This window comes from Gammaproteobacteria bacterium, from assembly GCA_013003425.1.
In the GTDB taxonomy this organism is placed as follows: domain Bacteria; phylum Pseudomonadota; class Gammaproteobacteria; order Steroidobacterales; family JABDKV01; genus JABDJB01.
The window spans coordinates 36,541-51,904 of the sequence record JABDJB010000111.1 but is presented as its reverse complement, the minus strand read 5'-3'; the positions used below and the strand labels follow the sequence as shown (position 1 = coordinate 51,904).

The 15,364-nt window shown below is 61.0% G+C and carries 11 protein-coding genes; 4 read left to right on the top strand and 7 right to left on the bottom strand.

Going from position 1 to position 15,364, the window contains the following annotated elements:
* The 3 genes from HKN06_14800 to HKN06_14790 form a co-directional block, all read right to left on the bottom strand.
* The coding region (locus HKN06_14800; GenBank protein NNF62577.1) for a hypothetical protein at positions 1 to 192 on the bottom strand (192 nt) is incomplete at its 3' end.
* Positions 193 to 293: 101 nt separating this feature from the next.
* The gene (locus HKN06_14795) at positions 294 to 902 is read right to left on the bottom strand and encodes a glutathione S-transferase family protein (protein NNF62576.1); all 609 of its coding nucleotides are present in this window, start codon (positions 900 to 902) and stop codon (positions 294 to 296) included.
* Between the two features lie 62 nt (positions 903 to 964).
* Positions 965 to 2,707 (bottom strand): EAL domain-containing protein, encoded by a 1,743-nt coding sequence (locus HKN06_14790; protein NNF62575.1) that lies wholly within the window; start codon positions 2,705 to 2,707, stop codon positions 965 to 967.
* Between the two features lie 852 nt (positions 2,708 to 3,559).
* Between HKN06_14790 and lexA the strand changes: the two genes are divergently transcribed.
* The 4 genes from lexA to HKN06_14770 all read left to right on the top strand — a co-directional run bounded on the left by lexA (position 3,560) and on the right by HKN06_14770 (position 9,759).
* On the top strand, positions 3,560 to 4,162 hold the full coding sequence (lexA, locus tag HKN06_14785) for a repressor LexA (GenBank protein ID NNF62574.1): 603 nt from the start codon (positions 3,560 to 3,562) through the stop codon (positions 4,160 to 4,162).
* A 68-nt stretch (positions 4,163 to 4,230) separates the two neighbouring features.
* Positions 4,231 to 4,911 carry a translesion DNA synthesis-associated protein ImuA gene (imuA, locus tag HKN06_14780; GenBank protein NNF62573.1) on the top strand — a complete coding sequence of 227 codons (681 nt, stop codon included), beginning with the start codon at positions 4,231 to 4,233 and terminating at the stop codon, positions 4,909 to 4,911.
* A 3-nt stretch (positions 4,912 to 4,914) separates the two neighbouring features.
* Complete coding sequence (locus tag HKN06_14775; GenBank protein NNF62572.1) at positions 4,915 to 6,441, top strand: DNA polymerase Y family protein; 1,527 nt, start codon at positions 4,915 to 4,917, stop codon at positions 6,439 to 6,441.
* Positions 6,442 to 6,690: 249 nt separating this feature from the next.
* A complete protein-coding gene (locus HKN06_14770) occupies positions 6,691 to 9,759 on the top strand; it encodes an error-prone DNA polymerase (GenBank protein NNF62571.1) in 3,069 nt (1,022 codons plus the stop codon).
* 452 nt (positions 9,760 to 10,211) lie between these two features.
* Here HKN06_14770 and HKN06_14765 read toward each other — a convergent pair whose 3' ends face one another.
* The 4 genes from HKN06_14765 to gspD form a co-directional block, all read right to left on the bottom strand.
* Entirely contained in the window at positions 10,212 to 10,469 is a 258-nt protein-coding gene (locus HKN06_14765) for a hypothetical protein (protein NNF62570.1), read from the bottom strand.
* 144 nt (positions 10,470 to 10,613) lie between these two features.
* Entirely contained in the window at positions 10,614 to 11,828 is a 1,215-nt protein-coding gene (gspF, locus tag HKN06_14760) for a type II secretion system inner membrane protein GspF (protein NNF62569.1), read from the bottom strand.
* A gap of 4 nt (positions 11,829 to 11,832) precedes the next feature.
* Positions 11,833 to 13,353, bottom strand: coding sequence for a type II secretion system ATPase GspE (gene gspE / locus HKN06_14755; protein ID NNF62568.1), 1,521 nt, complete (start codon positions 13,351 to 13,353; stop codon positions 11,833 to 11,835).
* A complete protein-coding gene (gspD, locus tag HKN06_14750; protein ID NNF62567.1) occupies positions 13,343 to 15,310 on the bottom strand; it encodes a type II secretion system secretin GspD in 1,968 nt (655 codons plus the stop codon). The genes gspE and gspD overlap by 11 nt, the downstream gene beginning before the upstream one ends.
* Positions 15,311 to 15,364: the final 54 nt, after the last annotated feature.

Sequence of the window (15,364 nt, the reverse complement as noted above, 5' to 3'; positions counted from 1 at the left end):
CTGCAACCCGTCACTGCGTATAGCGAAAATCTCCAGCGCATTGCCAGGTGTGTTTGCCGCGAGCAGGTGTGTGCCGTCGGGCGTCATCGCCAGCGGCCGCACCGGGCCGCTTTCAAACACCACCTGGGCCGAGGCCGTACCGGTTGCCAGTAAAACAATTGCGGCGGCTGCCGCTGCCAGGCGCTGTGGCATTACGCTCTCCATTTTTCAGTCGCAGGAATGCGGCGCTGCTTGTTGTTATGGGCTTGCGCCGCGACTGCCCCCAGGCAGCCGAATCAATCTTTAATTATACGTCAGAGGGGCGGCGAGGTGCTTGTAAAACTGTCACGTTCCATAATGTCCCGCATCCAGCGTACAAGGTTTGCATAACCCGGTACGGCGCGGCCGCCCTCGGGAGTTTTCATAACGAGGGCAATTATCGGGGCGAGGAACAGGTCCGCCAGCGTGAAATCGCTGCCCGCCAGAAACTCGTTGGAGCCAAGCGCCTTGTCCGCCACGCCAAGCTGGTGCTCGAGGTGCGGGCGCATTTCCTCGATTTTCTTTTCATCGAGCTCTGCCAGGCCCAGCCGCGGCAGCACCAGCGAGCGGATCATGACATCGTAGTAATAATCCATCGTGGTGCTGATCCACTGGTTCATCAGGCCGCGTTCGCGCGCCTGCTCCGGGCGCAGCGCCGGTCCGTCAAACACCTGGTCGATGTAACGGGTGATAGCGCTGCATTCGCACAGGATAAAATCACGATGACGCATGACCGGAATCTTCGCGAACGGATGCAGCGAGGTGTGCTCGACCGAACCAAACTCGACGTCCTTCAGTTCGTACGGGACGTTTTTTTCCACGCAGGTCATACGCACCGTGCGGACGTAGGAACTTTGCGGCGGGCCGTAAATGAATACGCTCATGGAGAGTCTACCGGCAGTGATTTACCGTCAAATTTTAACCGTATCCGACGCGCGTTGTCGCCTCAGACCAGCGGGGCAGGGCGCGAAATGTGAAACCCCTGCGCGTAGTCGACCCCCATCTCGCACAACGCATCGAGGGTGTCCTGGTCCTCGACAAACTCCGCTACGGTTTTCTTGCCCATCACGTGGCCGATTTCGTTGATCGAGCGCACGAAGGCGAGGTCGATCGGGTCACGCGTCATGTTGCGTACAAACATGCCGTCAATCTTGAGAAAATCGACCGGCAGGTTCTTGAGATAGGCAAAAGATGACAGCCCGCTGCCGAAATCATCCAGTGCGAAGCGACAGCCCATGCGTTTGAGCGAGCGAATGAAGTGTGTCGCCAGGCCAAGGTTGGCAATTACCGCGGTCTCGGTAATCTCGAAACAGATGGCGCTGGCAGCCTCTGGAGCGCGCCCCAGGCGAGCCATAATCGTCTGCAGGAAACCGGCATCGGTAATCGAATGGCCGGACAAATTAATGCAGCACAGGTTGCCGTCATCGCCGCGCACTTCACGACTGGCTAGATAATCAAAAGCCCTGCCGACCACCCAGGTATCGAGGCGCGTGGACAGGTGATAGTTTTCTGCCGCTGGCAGGAAAGCCTCGGGCGAAATCAGCGTGCCATCCTCGGCCTGCATCCGCAGCAGCACCTCGTAGTGATTGCCCTGAGTCGTTGCGGTCAGGTCCTTGATGCTCTGCAAATGCAGCTGCAGCCGCTCCTGGTCGAGTGCCGCCTGGATCTCGGTAACCCACTCCATCTCGCCATGGCGGCGGGCGATTTCGCCGTCTTCGTGATGATGAACGTAGATGCGGTTGCGACCCAGATCCTTGGCCGCAAAACAGGCAGTGTCGGCCGCACTCAGCAGCTGCGACACGCCCTCGCTGGTGTCGGTGATCGACACCAGGCCGATACTGACGCCGACACTGAAAATCTTGTTGTGCCAGGCAAAACGGTACTTTTCGATGCTGTCACGCAGGCGGTTGGCCAGCAGCCGGGCCTGGGGCACGGTGGCACTGTCAAACAGCACCCCGAATTCGTCGCCACTGAGTCGCGCAATAGTGTCGCACTCGCGTACGCAGCCCGGCAGTATCTCGCCCAGCTGGCGCAGCAGTTCATCGCCAGCGGCATGGCCGCAGGTGTCATTGACCACCTTGAACTGATCGAGATCGAGATAACAAAGCACATGCTCGCGGCCGTTGTCCGGCAGCTGTCCGCGTGCGGATTCCAGCCGGCGTTCGAATTCGGCGCGGTTTATCAGGCCAGTCAGTTCGTCGTGTGTCGACGAGTGCATGGCACGTGCCAGTTCACCGCTGATCGGTTCACCGGCCAGGTCATGCATTTTGACCAGCCAGTAAGCAATGCCGGCAGCGCCACCAATAGGGTGCGCTTCGACCAGGGCTGCCAGCGGGTTGGTATTGGCACAGCGGAGCATGCAGCGTTCACGGAACGCCTGCTGCGACTGCATGCGCCGGCGTAACCTGCCGACCCAGCCAAACTGGCCGCGTTCTCCCACCAGGATGCGTGGCGAGGCACCCAGCGCAGTCGTGCGCGAATAGCCGGTCATAGATTCGAAAGCTTCGTTGACGTACACGATAGACGGGTCCGCCTGGCCACTGACCGGCGCCATCAGGATGACCGCATCGCGGTTGTGTTCCAGTGTGCTCAACGGCAGGTTGAGCGTTGTATCGTCAGCAATAGTCTTTGCAGCGCCCGGCCAACTCACCACAGCGTCGGCCAATTCTGCACCCGGTTGGTGCGACATGCAGTGCTCCCTGTGTCAGATGTTTTTTTAACGCCGGCCCGCATGAACCAAGCATTTACCATAATTACTTCATGCGGTACATCACTATAATGCCACAATTTCGCTGGGCTTTCGTTCCCAAATTGTTAAGTACCAATAATGCAGATGGAGCAGACATCGCCGGAGGCGATGCTGCTTATCTGGGGTGGTTCCACTAAGGACATCGCCGGAGGCGATGCTGCTCATCTGCTACTCATTGGAAAACGTGCCACCAGCGCCACCCTGCGTGTTCAGCCTGTTTGCAGGAGCGGCGGTGGGGGCGGCTTTGTGGGAGCGGCTTCGTGGGAGCGGCTTCGTGGGAGCGGCTTCCAGCCGCGAATTACCTGCGAACAGGTTTCGGACCGGCGGTGGGAGCGGCTTCGTGGGAGCGGCTTCCAGCCGCGAATTACCTGCGACCAGGTTTCGGACCGGCGGTGGGAGCGGCTTCCAGCCGCGAATTACCTGCGACCAGGTTCGGTGGAAAAGATGGCACGTTCAACTGTCCGTAGCAGTTGAGCTGCATTGCCCCTGGCAATGCCAGCTCTAACGGTCCAGTGGAGCGCTTCCCCGAAGCTATTACCGCGCAGAATGGCGTGAACCCACCCTTTTCCCCGACGGGGTGGCCCTCGGGCGATGGTGATGCCGGTACGTTACCCAGCCAGTAGCAGATGAGCAGCATCGCCTCCCGGCGATGTCTGCTCCATCTGCATTCGTGTAACCAATCCGGGTTGGGCGAGGTGCCCCCGGCCAGTTCATTGCCATTTGTGGGGCTTGCTACCAGACCATATCTGTTTATAATCACAGGTCCTGTTCAGACATACAGTATGGTGATACATGCAGGAGCTGACCGACCGCCAGGCCGAAATTCTTGATTTAATTCAAGCGGCTATAGATGATACCGGCATGCCGCCCACACGCGCGGAAATCGCCGCCGAGCTGGGCTTCAAGTCGGCCAACGCCGCCGAAGAGCACCTGCGGGCGCTGCAGAAGAAGGGCGCTATCGAACTGATCCCGGGGGTTTCCCGCGGCATTCGTATCTGCGATGGCGTCGAGCCGGGGGTACCGCTGGTCGGGCGGGTTGCCGCCGGGCAGCCGATGCTGGCCCAGCAGCACATTGAAACGCACTTCCGGCTTGATCCCGGTCTGTTCGCGCAAAAGCCGCACTACCTGCTGCAGGTGCACGGCATGAGTATGCGTGATGCCGGTATTTACGACGGCGACCTGGTAGCGGTGCATCGCACGCCGGATATACGCAACCGGCAGATCATCGTGGCGCGCCTGGAAGACGAAGTGACCGTCAAGCGTTACAAGCAGAAGGGCCATGAAGTATGGCTGCTGCCGGAAAACCCGGATTTCGAGCCGATCCATGTCGATCTCGAAAACGAACCCATGGTTATAGAGGGTGTTGTTGTAGGTGTAATCAGGCAACACGCATGAGGGGGCAACGGGGGTAGTTTGTTTTTTGTCTCCGCAGCAAAAAAGCAAACTGTCCCCCGACTGCGAAGATGGGGCAATCGCAACAACAAAAACAACCGCTGTACGAGCTGCTGCATCACCCGGATATCTGGCGTGCTTGTGACAACAACGACAAGACGGCCATCATTCCCACGGGCCATGACGGGCTGGATAAGCTTTTACCCGGTGGTGGCTGGCCGGCCAGTGCGCTGAACGAACTGTTGCTCGAACGTCGCGGCCAGGGTGAGTTGCGGCTGCTGCTGCCGGCACTGGTAAAGCTCAATCAGAACGACGACGACCGTTGCCTGATCTGGGTAGCACCGCCGTGGGTGCCGTACGCGCCGGCACTGTCAGCCGCCGGTATCGACCTGGCGCGTTTGCTCATCGTGCGTGCCGAGACCACCGAAGAGATCCTGTGGGCTACCGAACAGTCCCTGCGTTCCGGTAACTGTGCGGCGGTGTTGTCGTGGACAGCCAGTGCACCGGTTGCCGCGTTGCGACGGCTGCAGCTTGCCGCCAGCGAGGGCGGCACTTTTGGTGTGATATTTCGCCCGGTCGATGTGCTGGATAACCCGTCGCCGGCGGCCGTGCGTATGCTGCTGCGCCAAACTCCGGCCGGGCTGGATATAGATGTGCTCAAAGCACGTGGTGGCCGGCCCGGCAAAGTTCAATTATCACTGGGCGCAGCGCTTACCCGCGAGGCAGCCGGCCGGATACGCGACGGCGTCTGAGTAATGGCGGCACCGGGCACCACGTTCGGGCTGTTCGCCGCGCTGCCTGCGACGAAAAAAAATTCACCGCCGGCTGCGCTTAACACGCCGCAGTTTCCGCACCTGTGGCTGGCTATTCACCTGCCATGTCTTGCGCTCGAGGTGCTGCCGGCAGATACCGGCCCGGTGGTAGTCGTCGACGGCGAGGGCAGCCGCAGCATCGTACACGCCGCCAGTACCGCTGCACGTCAATGGGGTATTCAGCCGGGTCTCGGTCTCAATGCCGCTTATGCGCTGTGCCCGGAGTTAAACGCGCGGTCACGCGACCTGCGCCGCGAAAAGGCCCGGCTGGAAAAACTGGCAGGGTGGGCGGCGCGCTTTACTCCCTGGGTCAACATCAACCCGCCGGCCGACCTGCTGCTGGAAGTGCGCGGCAGCCTGCGGCTTTTCGGTGGCGCGGAAAAACTTTGCGCCCGGGTTGGTGCTGAAATCGGGCATGAAGCACGGCTGGCAATAACGCCAACGCCGCTGGCAGCACAATGGTTTGCGCAGCTGGAACAACAGGTCATATTGACCGGGCCGCAGGCATTGGCCGGTCAGCTGGGCAAGCTGCCGCTGCGCTGCCTGCAGTGGCCGGAAAAAACCCGGCGAGCATTGCGTGGCATGGGTATTTATACGGTGCGTGACTGTCTGCGATTGCCGCGTGACGGTTTTGCCCGCCGCTTCGGCCGGCGTTACCTGGCTGAACTGGATCGCGCGCTGGGACGCCTGCCTGATCCGCGGCCGTCATACAGCGCGCCACCGGCCTTTACCGGCACGGTCGAGATGCCGGCGGAGACCAGCGACACCGGGCAGGTTTTTATTGCGGCACAAAAGCTGCTGGACCAACTTGGTAATTACCTGGTTGCACGCCAGGCCGGGGTGCAGAAAATTGCTTTCGAGTTACTGCACGCTGACCAGCCGGCGACGCGCGTGCAGGTCGGCCTGCTCGAGTACAGCCAGGATGCCCGGCGCATGCTCACGCTGGTGCAGCTGAAGCTCGATGAGCTGGCGTTAACGGCGCCGGTCATCGCGGTAACGCTTGCCAGTGGCAGCATAACCACGCTGGCCTGTCGTGAACGCAGCCTGTTTGCACAGGCCGGCAATACAACCGACCGTTCCGACCTGCTGGAAAACCTGCGTACCCGCCTGGGTGTGACAGCGATCTACCGTGTCAGCGGCGTTGCTGACTATCGTCCCGAGCTGTCCTGGCGCCGGGAGGAACCGGTTGGCCCGGATGCTGCGTCGGTGTCGGATCATGAACCGGCCGCAGAACGCCCGTTGTGGCTGTTGCCGCAGCCACAACGCCTGCAGACGACAGGGGGCCGGCCCGAGTACGACGGCATGCTGCTGCGTGAAAGCGGTCCCGAACGCATTGAGACCGGCTGGTGGGATGGTGACGATGTCACTCGCGATTACTACATCGCGCGTGACACACGCGGGTGGCGGCTGTGGATTTACCGCGAGCGCCGCGCGCCGCATGACTGGTACCTGCATGGCTATTTCGGTTAGTTGCCCGTCCGGACAAACCGGTAGTGGTGATCAGCGTATTCTCACCGGCTTGATGTTGTTCGGCCGGCCCGGCCGCTCGGGTGGCAGCCGGGCGACGTTCGCTCCTGCCCGAGCGGTGCCCGGGCTTCGCGCTACCGCGCAAACCGTCGCTCACCCTGCCTCACTCAAATCCGGCCGCCGCCGCTCTTTGCGTTCCTGCCTCCGCTGCACGACGCCGGCCGGGAACAGCGCTGATCACCAGTGAACCTGATCAGTGAATACGCAGAGCTGCATTGCGTCAGCAGTTTCAGTTTCCTGCGTGGTGCGTCGCAGCCCGAAGAGCTGGTGGCGCAGGCTGACAAGCTCGGTTATTGCGCCATAGCCATCACCGATGAATGTTCCGTAGCGGGTGTCGTGCGCGCACATGTGGCTGCGCGCGAACTCGACGTGCAGCTGATTATCGGCAGCGAGTTCCGGCTGGAGGAGGGCATCCACCTGGTGTTGCTGGCGACTAACCGCAACGGTTACGGCAATCTGTGCGAGTTGATCACGCAGGCACGTCGCGCCGCGCCGAAAGGCCAGTACCAGCTGTATCGCGCTGACCTGGCCGGTGGCGTGGCTGACTGCCTGGCGATCTGGCTGCCGGGCACACAACCCGTCGAAGCCGAGGGCAACTGGTTACGCGGGGTGTTTGGCAGCCGGCTGTCGATTGGTGTGGAGCTGCTGGCCGGCAGCGATGATGCCGCGCGCCTGGCCACCCTGCAGGCAGTGAGCCTGGCGCTGAACATTCCGCTGGTCGCCTGTGGCGATGTGCACATGCATGTACGTGGTCGCCGTGCTCTGCAGGACACCGTCAGCTCTATACGCCTGCGCAGCACGGTTGCTGCAGCAGTGCCGTGGCTGTTTCCCAACGGTGAGCGTCATCTGCGGCCACGCGAGACGCTGGCCAGGATTTATCCGCCCGCGTTGTTGGCCGCAACGGTACATATGGCGAAGCAATGCAGCTTTTCGCTGGAAGAGCTGCGCTACGAGTATCCGCGCGAGCTGGTGCCGGCCGGCGAAACCCCGGCCAGCCACCTGCGCAGGCTGACCGAAGCCGGTATGCAAAAGCGCTGGCCGGGGGGTGTCAGCGACAAGGTGCGCAACATGGTCGAGCACGAACTCGAACTGATCGCCGAATTAAAGTACGAGCAGTATTTTCTTACCGTGCACGAGATCGTCGAGTTTGCCCGCGGCCGCGGCATCCTGTGCCAGGGCCGCGGTTCAGCGGCTAATTCGGCGGTGTGTTTCTGCCTCGGGATCACCGAAGTTGATCCGGCGCGCATGTCGATGTTGTTTGAACGGTTCATTTCACGTGAGCGCAACGAGCCGCCGGATATCGATGTCGATTTCGAGCACGAGCGACGTGAAGAGGTGATCCAGCACATCTACGAAAAGTATGGCCGCGACCGCGCCGCGCTGACTGCCACGGTTATCAGCTACCGCGCGCGCAGCGCAATCCGCGATGTCGGCAAGGCACTGGGGCTGGATGCGCTGCAGGTCGACCGGCTGGCACGGAACCTGAGCTGGTGGGAAGGGGAGGTCCAGGACGAGCGGGTGCGCGAAGCCGGCTTTGATCCGGCCAGTCCCGTGGTGCACCGGGTGCTGACGCTGGCGCGTACCGTGATGGGTTTTCCGCGCCACCTGTCACAGCATGTTGGCGGTTTTGTGATTTCGCGCGGGCCGCTGGCACGGCTGGTGCCGGTAGAGAACGCATCGATGCCGGATCGCACCGTGATCCAGTGGGACAAGGACGATCTCGATGCGCTCGGACTGCTGAAAGTCGACGTGCTGGGCCTGGGGATGCTCAGCGCCATTCGCCGCAGCTTTGAGTTTATTGAAGGTTTTTACGGCCGCAGGCTGAGCCTGGCCACGGTGCCGGCGGAAGACCCGGTGGTCTACGACATGATCTGCAAGGGCGATACCACGGGTGTATTCCAGATCGAGTCACGGGCGCAGATGGCCATGCTGCCGCGCCTGAAGCCGCGCTGCTATTACGACCTGGTTATCGAAGTTGCGATCGTACGGCCCGGCCCGATCCAGGGTGACATGGTCCATCCATACCTGCGTCGGCGCAGCGGCGAAGAGCCGGTGACATTTCCCAGCGAGGCGGTGCGTGATGTGTTGTCACGCACGCTGGGTGTACCCATTTTCCAGGAGCAGGTGATGCAGCTGGCTATTGTCGCGGCGGGATTCACGCCGGGCGAGGCTGACCAGCTGCGCCGCGCCATGGCGGCGTGGAAGCGGCGTGGCGGGCTGGGACCGTTCGAGCAGCGGCTGAAAAACGGCATGCGCGAACGCGGTTACACCGAGCAGTTTGCCGACCAGATTTTTCGCCAGATCCAGGGCTTTGGCGAATACGGTTTTCCCGAATCGCATTCTGCAAGTTTTGCATTGCTGGTCTATGTTTCTGCCTGGCTCAAGTGTCATGAGCCGGCAGTGTTTGCGTGCGCGCTGATAAACAGCCAGCCGATGGGTTTTTATGCGCCTTCGCAGCTGATCCAGGATGCGCAGCGTCATGGGGTGAAGGTGCGGCCGGCCGACGTGTTGTACAGCGACCGGGACTGCTCGCTGGAGCGCGGTGCCGACGGGGAGCCGGTCATTCGCCTGGGGTTGCGCCTGGTCAAGGGCTTTTCCGCGGCCGGCTGCGAGCGGCTGGTGGCCGCCCGCGGCGCGCAGGCATTTGCCGACGTGCAGGACCTGGCAACGCGGGCACAACTTGATCGCGGCGATCTCGAGGCCGTTGCGGCCGCCGGCGCCCTGCGTACCCTGACCGGTAACCGTCACCGCGCGCGCTGGGATGTTGCCGGGGTGGAAGCGCCGCTGCCGCTGCTGCCGGAGATAAAAATCCGCGAAGGTGAGCCAATGCTGCGACGGCCCACCGAAGGCGAAGATGTAGTGGCCGATTACCAGAGCACCGGGCTGACCCTGGGGCGTCACCCGATGGGTTTTCTGCGTGCACAGCTGGATGAGAAAAACATCAGCAGCGCACAGCGGCTGTGGGAACTGCCTGACGGAGCCAGCGTGAGCACGGCCGGGCTGGTGATTACACGGCAGCGTCCGGGCACGGCCAAAGGCGTGACCTTTGTCACGCTGGAAGACGAAACCGGCCACGTTAACCTCATCGTCTGGGAGCGTACTGCCGAACGGCAGCGGCGGGTGCTGCTTGGTTCGCGTCTGCTGACCGTGCACGGGAAGTTGCAGAAGCAGGGCGATGTGATGCATGTCGTCGCGCATGCGCTGGCTGATGACAGTCACCTGCTGGGTGCACTGCCGGCACGCTCGCGCAACTTTCGTTAGCGTTTCTGCAGCAGCCTGACGCCCTTGTGGCCTGTAGGAGCGGCTTTAGCCGCGAACACCAGAATCTTGCCAGATTTTGTTCCCGTGGGAGCGGCTTTAGCCGCGAACACCAGAATCTCGCCAGATTTTGTTCCCGTGGGAGCGGCTTTAGCCGCGAACACCAGAGTCTCGCCGGATTTGTTCCCGTAGGAGCGGCTTTAGCCGCGAACACCAGAATCTCGCCGGATTTGTTCCCGTGGGAGCGGCTTTAGCCGCGAACACCAGAATCTCGCCGGATTTGTTCCCGTGGGAGCGGCTTTAGCCGCGACTACCTGCGGCGAGCCTGGAAGCCGGCATTCCTTATCGGCTCCCAGCCTTTCGTATGGGAATAAAAAAGGCGGCCATGCGGCCGCCTTTTTTCGTGGATCTTTCTGTCGCAATGTTTGCGCGTCAAAACCCTGCTGCGCCCGAGGTCAGGAAACTTCTTCCTCTGCCTCGCACCATTCTTCATTCCAGTCGTCTGACCAGTCATCGTCGAACGCATCGCCGAGCTCTTCAGCCAGCTTGCGATCCTCCATCATCATTTCAAACCGCTTCCTTGCTGAAAGTTTTTTCTCATCATCCTTTTTCTTTTGTGCGACTTCTTCGACGCTGCGCACGATCTCGTCTGCGTCAAACATTGACGTGTCGGTGTACAGTTCCTCGTCGTAATCGATGTCGTCTGTGCTCATTGCTACTCTCCGCTGGGAAGCCGTCCCTCGTAACGGCTGGACACGACTATTTATCGCTGTATGGACTCCAGCGACCTTGATCGTGGTCACACTTTAGAGATTGCGGCGGGTTTGCCGCTAATTATGGTGAATAGCGAACGGTGTTCAGCTGACCAGGCGGTTTAGCTCGAAGATTGGTAACAAAATGGAAAGCACAATGGCGAGCACGATAACCCCCATGACCAGGATCATTATCGGTTCCAGCGTTCCGAGCATTGTAGCGATCAGGCTGTCCATTTCACGCTCCTGGTTTTTTGCCGAGCGCTCCAGCATTTCTTCCAGCGCGCCGCTGGACTCGCCGCTGGAAATGAGATGAATAGTCATTGGCGGGAACAGCCTGCTCGCCGCCAGGGACTTGCCAATCGGTGCGCCCTCGCGCACGCGGATGGCCGCTTCACGAACAGCCTCGCGCATGGGCACATTGGTAACAACACCACCGGCAATGCGCAGCGCCTCGAGAACGGGTACGCCGCTACCGGCCAGGATGCTCAGCGTACTGGTGAATCGTGCTGTGTTGATACCGCGGTTGAGACGGCCGATCAGCGGCAGGCGTAACAGGAACCGGTCCCAGCGCCGCTTCGGCCCTTCGCGACGCAGCAGGTAGCGAAAGCCAAAGTAACCGGCAACCATCCCGACCAGCAGCCACAGCCCCCACTGACGCAGGAAGTCACTCAGGCCGATCAATATTCGGGTTGGCAGAGGCAGCTGCTGGTTGACGTTGGCAAACACGCCTACGATCTGCGGCACAACATAGGTCAGCAGTCCGGCGACAATCAACACCGCCACAATGGTGACGATGGTCGGGTAGATCATTGCGTGCTGCACTTTCTGCCGCAGCAGTTGACGGCTCTCCGTATAGTCGGCCAGCCGTTCGAGCACGCCGTCCAGATGACCGGACTGTTCTCCGGCTGCAACGGTTGCGCGATAGATTTCCGGAAACGCCTGCGGAAAATCAGACAGGCCTGCTTCCAGCGGGTGACCCTCGATCACGCGCGCCCGTACGCCCAGCATGATGCTCTTCAGGCGTGGTCGTTCGCTTTGCTCCGAAACCGCCTGCAGGGCCTCCTCGAGAGGCATGCCGGAGCGCACAAGGGTCGCCAGCTGACGGGTAACCAGCGCCAGTTCCAGCGGTGATATAGAGCGGCGCAGGGTGAAAGCGCTGCGTTCCTTGCGCTCGCGACCGGCCACTTCGGTAACTTTCAGCGGTAGCAGTTGTCGGTCACGCAGCGTCTGGCGTACCGTCCGCGCGGTATCGCCTTCTATCAGGCCTTTTTTTTCGCGGCCGCCGGCATCGACGGCAACATATTCGAAGGCACCCATGGCCTCAGCCCTCGTCGGTCACGCGCAGTACCTCGTGCAGGGTTGTGACACCCTCGAGTACCTTGCGTCGGCCGTCGTCGCGGATACTGGGTGTCAGTGTCCGGGCGAACTGCTCCATATCTGTCTCGCTGGCGCCGTCGTGAATCATCGACTGCAGCGTATCGTCGACAATCAGCAGTTCATAGATGCCGGTGCGGCCACGGAAACCGGTGCGGTTACAGCGCTCGCAGCCGGCGGCCTGGTAAAGCTGCAGGTCGACGTCGCCAACTTCGAGCAATGCCTTCTGCTGCTCGTTGGCGGCGTACGGTGTACGGCAGTCCGGGCAGAGTACGCGCACCAGCCGTTGCGCCAGCACGCCGATGATGCTCGATGAGAGCAGAAATGGTTCCAGGCCCATATCACGCAACCGGGTAACGGCGCCGACGGCGGTATTGGTATGCAAAGTAGACAGCACCAGGTGACCGGTCAGGCTGGCCTGGATTGCGATTTCAGCAGTTTCCAGATCGCGCACCTCACCAACCATCACTACATCGGGATCCTGACGCAAAATGGCGCGCAATCCCCGCGCAAAAGTCATCTCGACCTTGGTGTTGACCTGGGTCTGGCCGATACCGTCGATGTAATACTCGATCGGATCTTCGACGGTCAGGATATTGCGCACACGGTCATTGATCTGTTCCAGCGCGGCATAAAGCGTCGTGGTTTTTCCCGAACCGGTAGGCCCGGTCACCAGCATGATGCCGTGCGGGCGGTGAATCAGCGAGTGCACATGCCGCTGGGTTTTCTCGTCCATTCCCAGCGAGGACAGGTCGAGCCGGCCGGCCTGCTTGTCGAGCAGACGCATCACGACACGCTCACTGCCGCGTTCACCGGATGGCAGCGTCGATACACGCACATCGACGGCACGCCCGGCAATCCGCAGCGAAATGCGGCCGTCCTGCGGCACGCGTTTTTCTGCAATGTCGAGCTTTGACATGACTTTCACACGTGACACGACCAGCGGTGCCAGCGCGCGACGGGACTGCAGCACTTCACGCAGCACGCCGTCGACACGAAAACGGATTACCAGCCGGTTCTCGTACGGCTCAATGTGAATATCGGAGGCGTTTTCCTTTACCGCTTCGGTAAGGATTGCGTTGATCAGCTTGATGATGGGCGCATCGTCATCGCTTTCGAGCAGATCGGAAGGTTCGGGTAATGCCTGCGCCACCTCGAACAGGTCGGTGCTGTCGTCAAAGCCTTCAACCATCTGCATGGCGTTATTGCGGCCGCCACTTTCATAAGTGGTGGTCAGCGCTTCGTCAAACACCGCCTCGTCTACCTCGACCAGCTGTAGCGGTGTGCCGGCGAAGCGGCGCACCTCAGCCAGGATTCGCGGATTGAGGCCGGGCCGGTACAGGGTGTCGGCCTTTCCATCGGTAAAGCCGCTGATCAGAATGCCGTGACGGCGGGCAAAGGCAAAAGACAGGAGCGGCTTGCCTTGCTCTGCTTCAACCAGCTCCAGTTCTTGCGGATCAGGATCCATCGAGCTCGGGCGGTGGTGTTGCGAACTCGTCGATTTGCGGCATGGTCGGGCGTTGTTCACGCGGCATCAGCTGAATCCTGCCGTCGCCACCAAGTTGCAATTCGCGGATGTACTGGTACTTGGAGTCTGTCGCCCGGTACGCCTGCGCTGCGTCACGCAGTATCGTCGGGCTGATAAAGACCATCAGGTTGCGTTTGACCTTGCGCGTGGTACGCGACTTGAACAAATTGCCGATAATCGGGAGACGCCCCAGCCCCGGGACGCGGTTGTCGCTTTCCAGCAGGTTTTCGTCAATCAACCCGCCAAGTACGATAATGCCGCCGTCTTCGACCACGACTTTCTGACGGATGGTGCGCTGGTTGGTAATCAGATCCACGGCTGCGGTGGAGCCCTGGCCCAGGCTTGAAACCTCCAGCTCGATTTCCATGATTACTGCGTCGCCTTCATTAATCTGCGGCGTCACTTTCAGTTTCAGCCCGACATCTTCACGCTGGATAGTCTGGAACGGGTTTACCGCGCCGACGGTACCACCGGAATTGCTGAAACTGCCGGTAAGAAACGGCACTTCCTGGCCGACGCTTACTTCCGCTTCCTCGTTGTCCATCGTGACGATGCTGGGGATCGAAAGAATATTGGTATTTGCATCGCCGGCCAGCGCTCGCAGGATCACCGCGAAGTTGGTGCCATTGTCCTTGATACGACCGACCCCGAACGTGAGGCCGTCCTGGATGAAGCCCAACCCGGCTGCGGGGTCTACACCGCTGGCAGCAGCCCCGATGACCTCGCTGACGTTTGCCGCGCCGCCAAAGTTGGTCAGCCCGGCCGAAGCGCTGTCCCGGGTGGAGTCTGCTGCCCAGGTGATGCCGAGTTCGGCGGATTTGTCGGCCGTCAGATCAACGAGAATAGCCTCTACCTGCACCTGCAGCCTGCGTATATCCAGCTTGTCGATCACCGAACGCAGCGACCGCATAACTTTTGGCGGAGCCGTAATCACCAGCGCGTTGGTTGGCGTGTCTGCCCAGATGACGACATTACTGCCGGCCGGCTGTGCCTGACCTGGCGCCGATGTCGACTGGTTGGCCTGTTCTTTCAGCTTGCCGGCAAGTTCCTCGGCGTCGGCGTAGCGCAGGTAAATAACCTGGGTATTGCCACCTTCTTCCAGCGGCGTGTCCAGGTGCGCGATCAGTGCCTTGAAACGCAGCCGCGCTGTCTTGTCGCCGCTGATCAGGATGCTGTTGGTGCGATCGTCAGAAACGAGCTGCAAAGACGATGCGCCGCCATCGGCGCGCGCCGCGCTCTGGCTCAATGATGTCAGGATGCGCACCATATCGCCGGCAGTGGCGTGCTCGAGGCGCATCACCTCGATATCGTCGTCACCGGCCTGGTCGATGCGTCGAATGATCCGCAGCATCCGGTTAACGTTTGCAGCCCGGTCAGAAATGATCAGCATGTTTGATGCCGGGTGCGCTGCGAGGTGGCCATACTGTGGCACCAGCGGACGCAGGATAGGCACCAGCTGGGCGGCGCCCACGTTCTGCACTTCGATCACCTGGGTAACGATTTCGTCAGAGTTGCTGATTTGTCGCGGCAGGTCGTTGCCTGGCAGCTGGCGTGCATTGGTGTCGGGCAGGATCTTTACTACATTGCCGGAGGGCACGGCGACAAAGCCGTAAACCTGCAGCACCGACAGGAACGTCTCGTAAAAGGCCTCCGGGGTCATCGGGGTCGAGGAAATCAGCGTCACCTGCGCCTTTACTCGCGCATCGATGATGAAGTTCTGGCCGGTTACCTCGCTGACCGCTTCGATAATCTGCCGGATGTCGGCATCTTTGTAGTTTGGCGTGATCAGTTCGCCTTCAGCCTGCGCGAGCACAGGCGCAAGTGACAGCATCGCGATCGCGAGCGCCAGTCGGGCCAGCTGGCCCGGGCCGAGCCGGGCAGGGTTTTCTGAATTCATAGGTTGCCTTTTGCATGTGCCGGGTACGGCCATCCAGCGGGCAAGGATACCGGT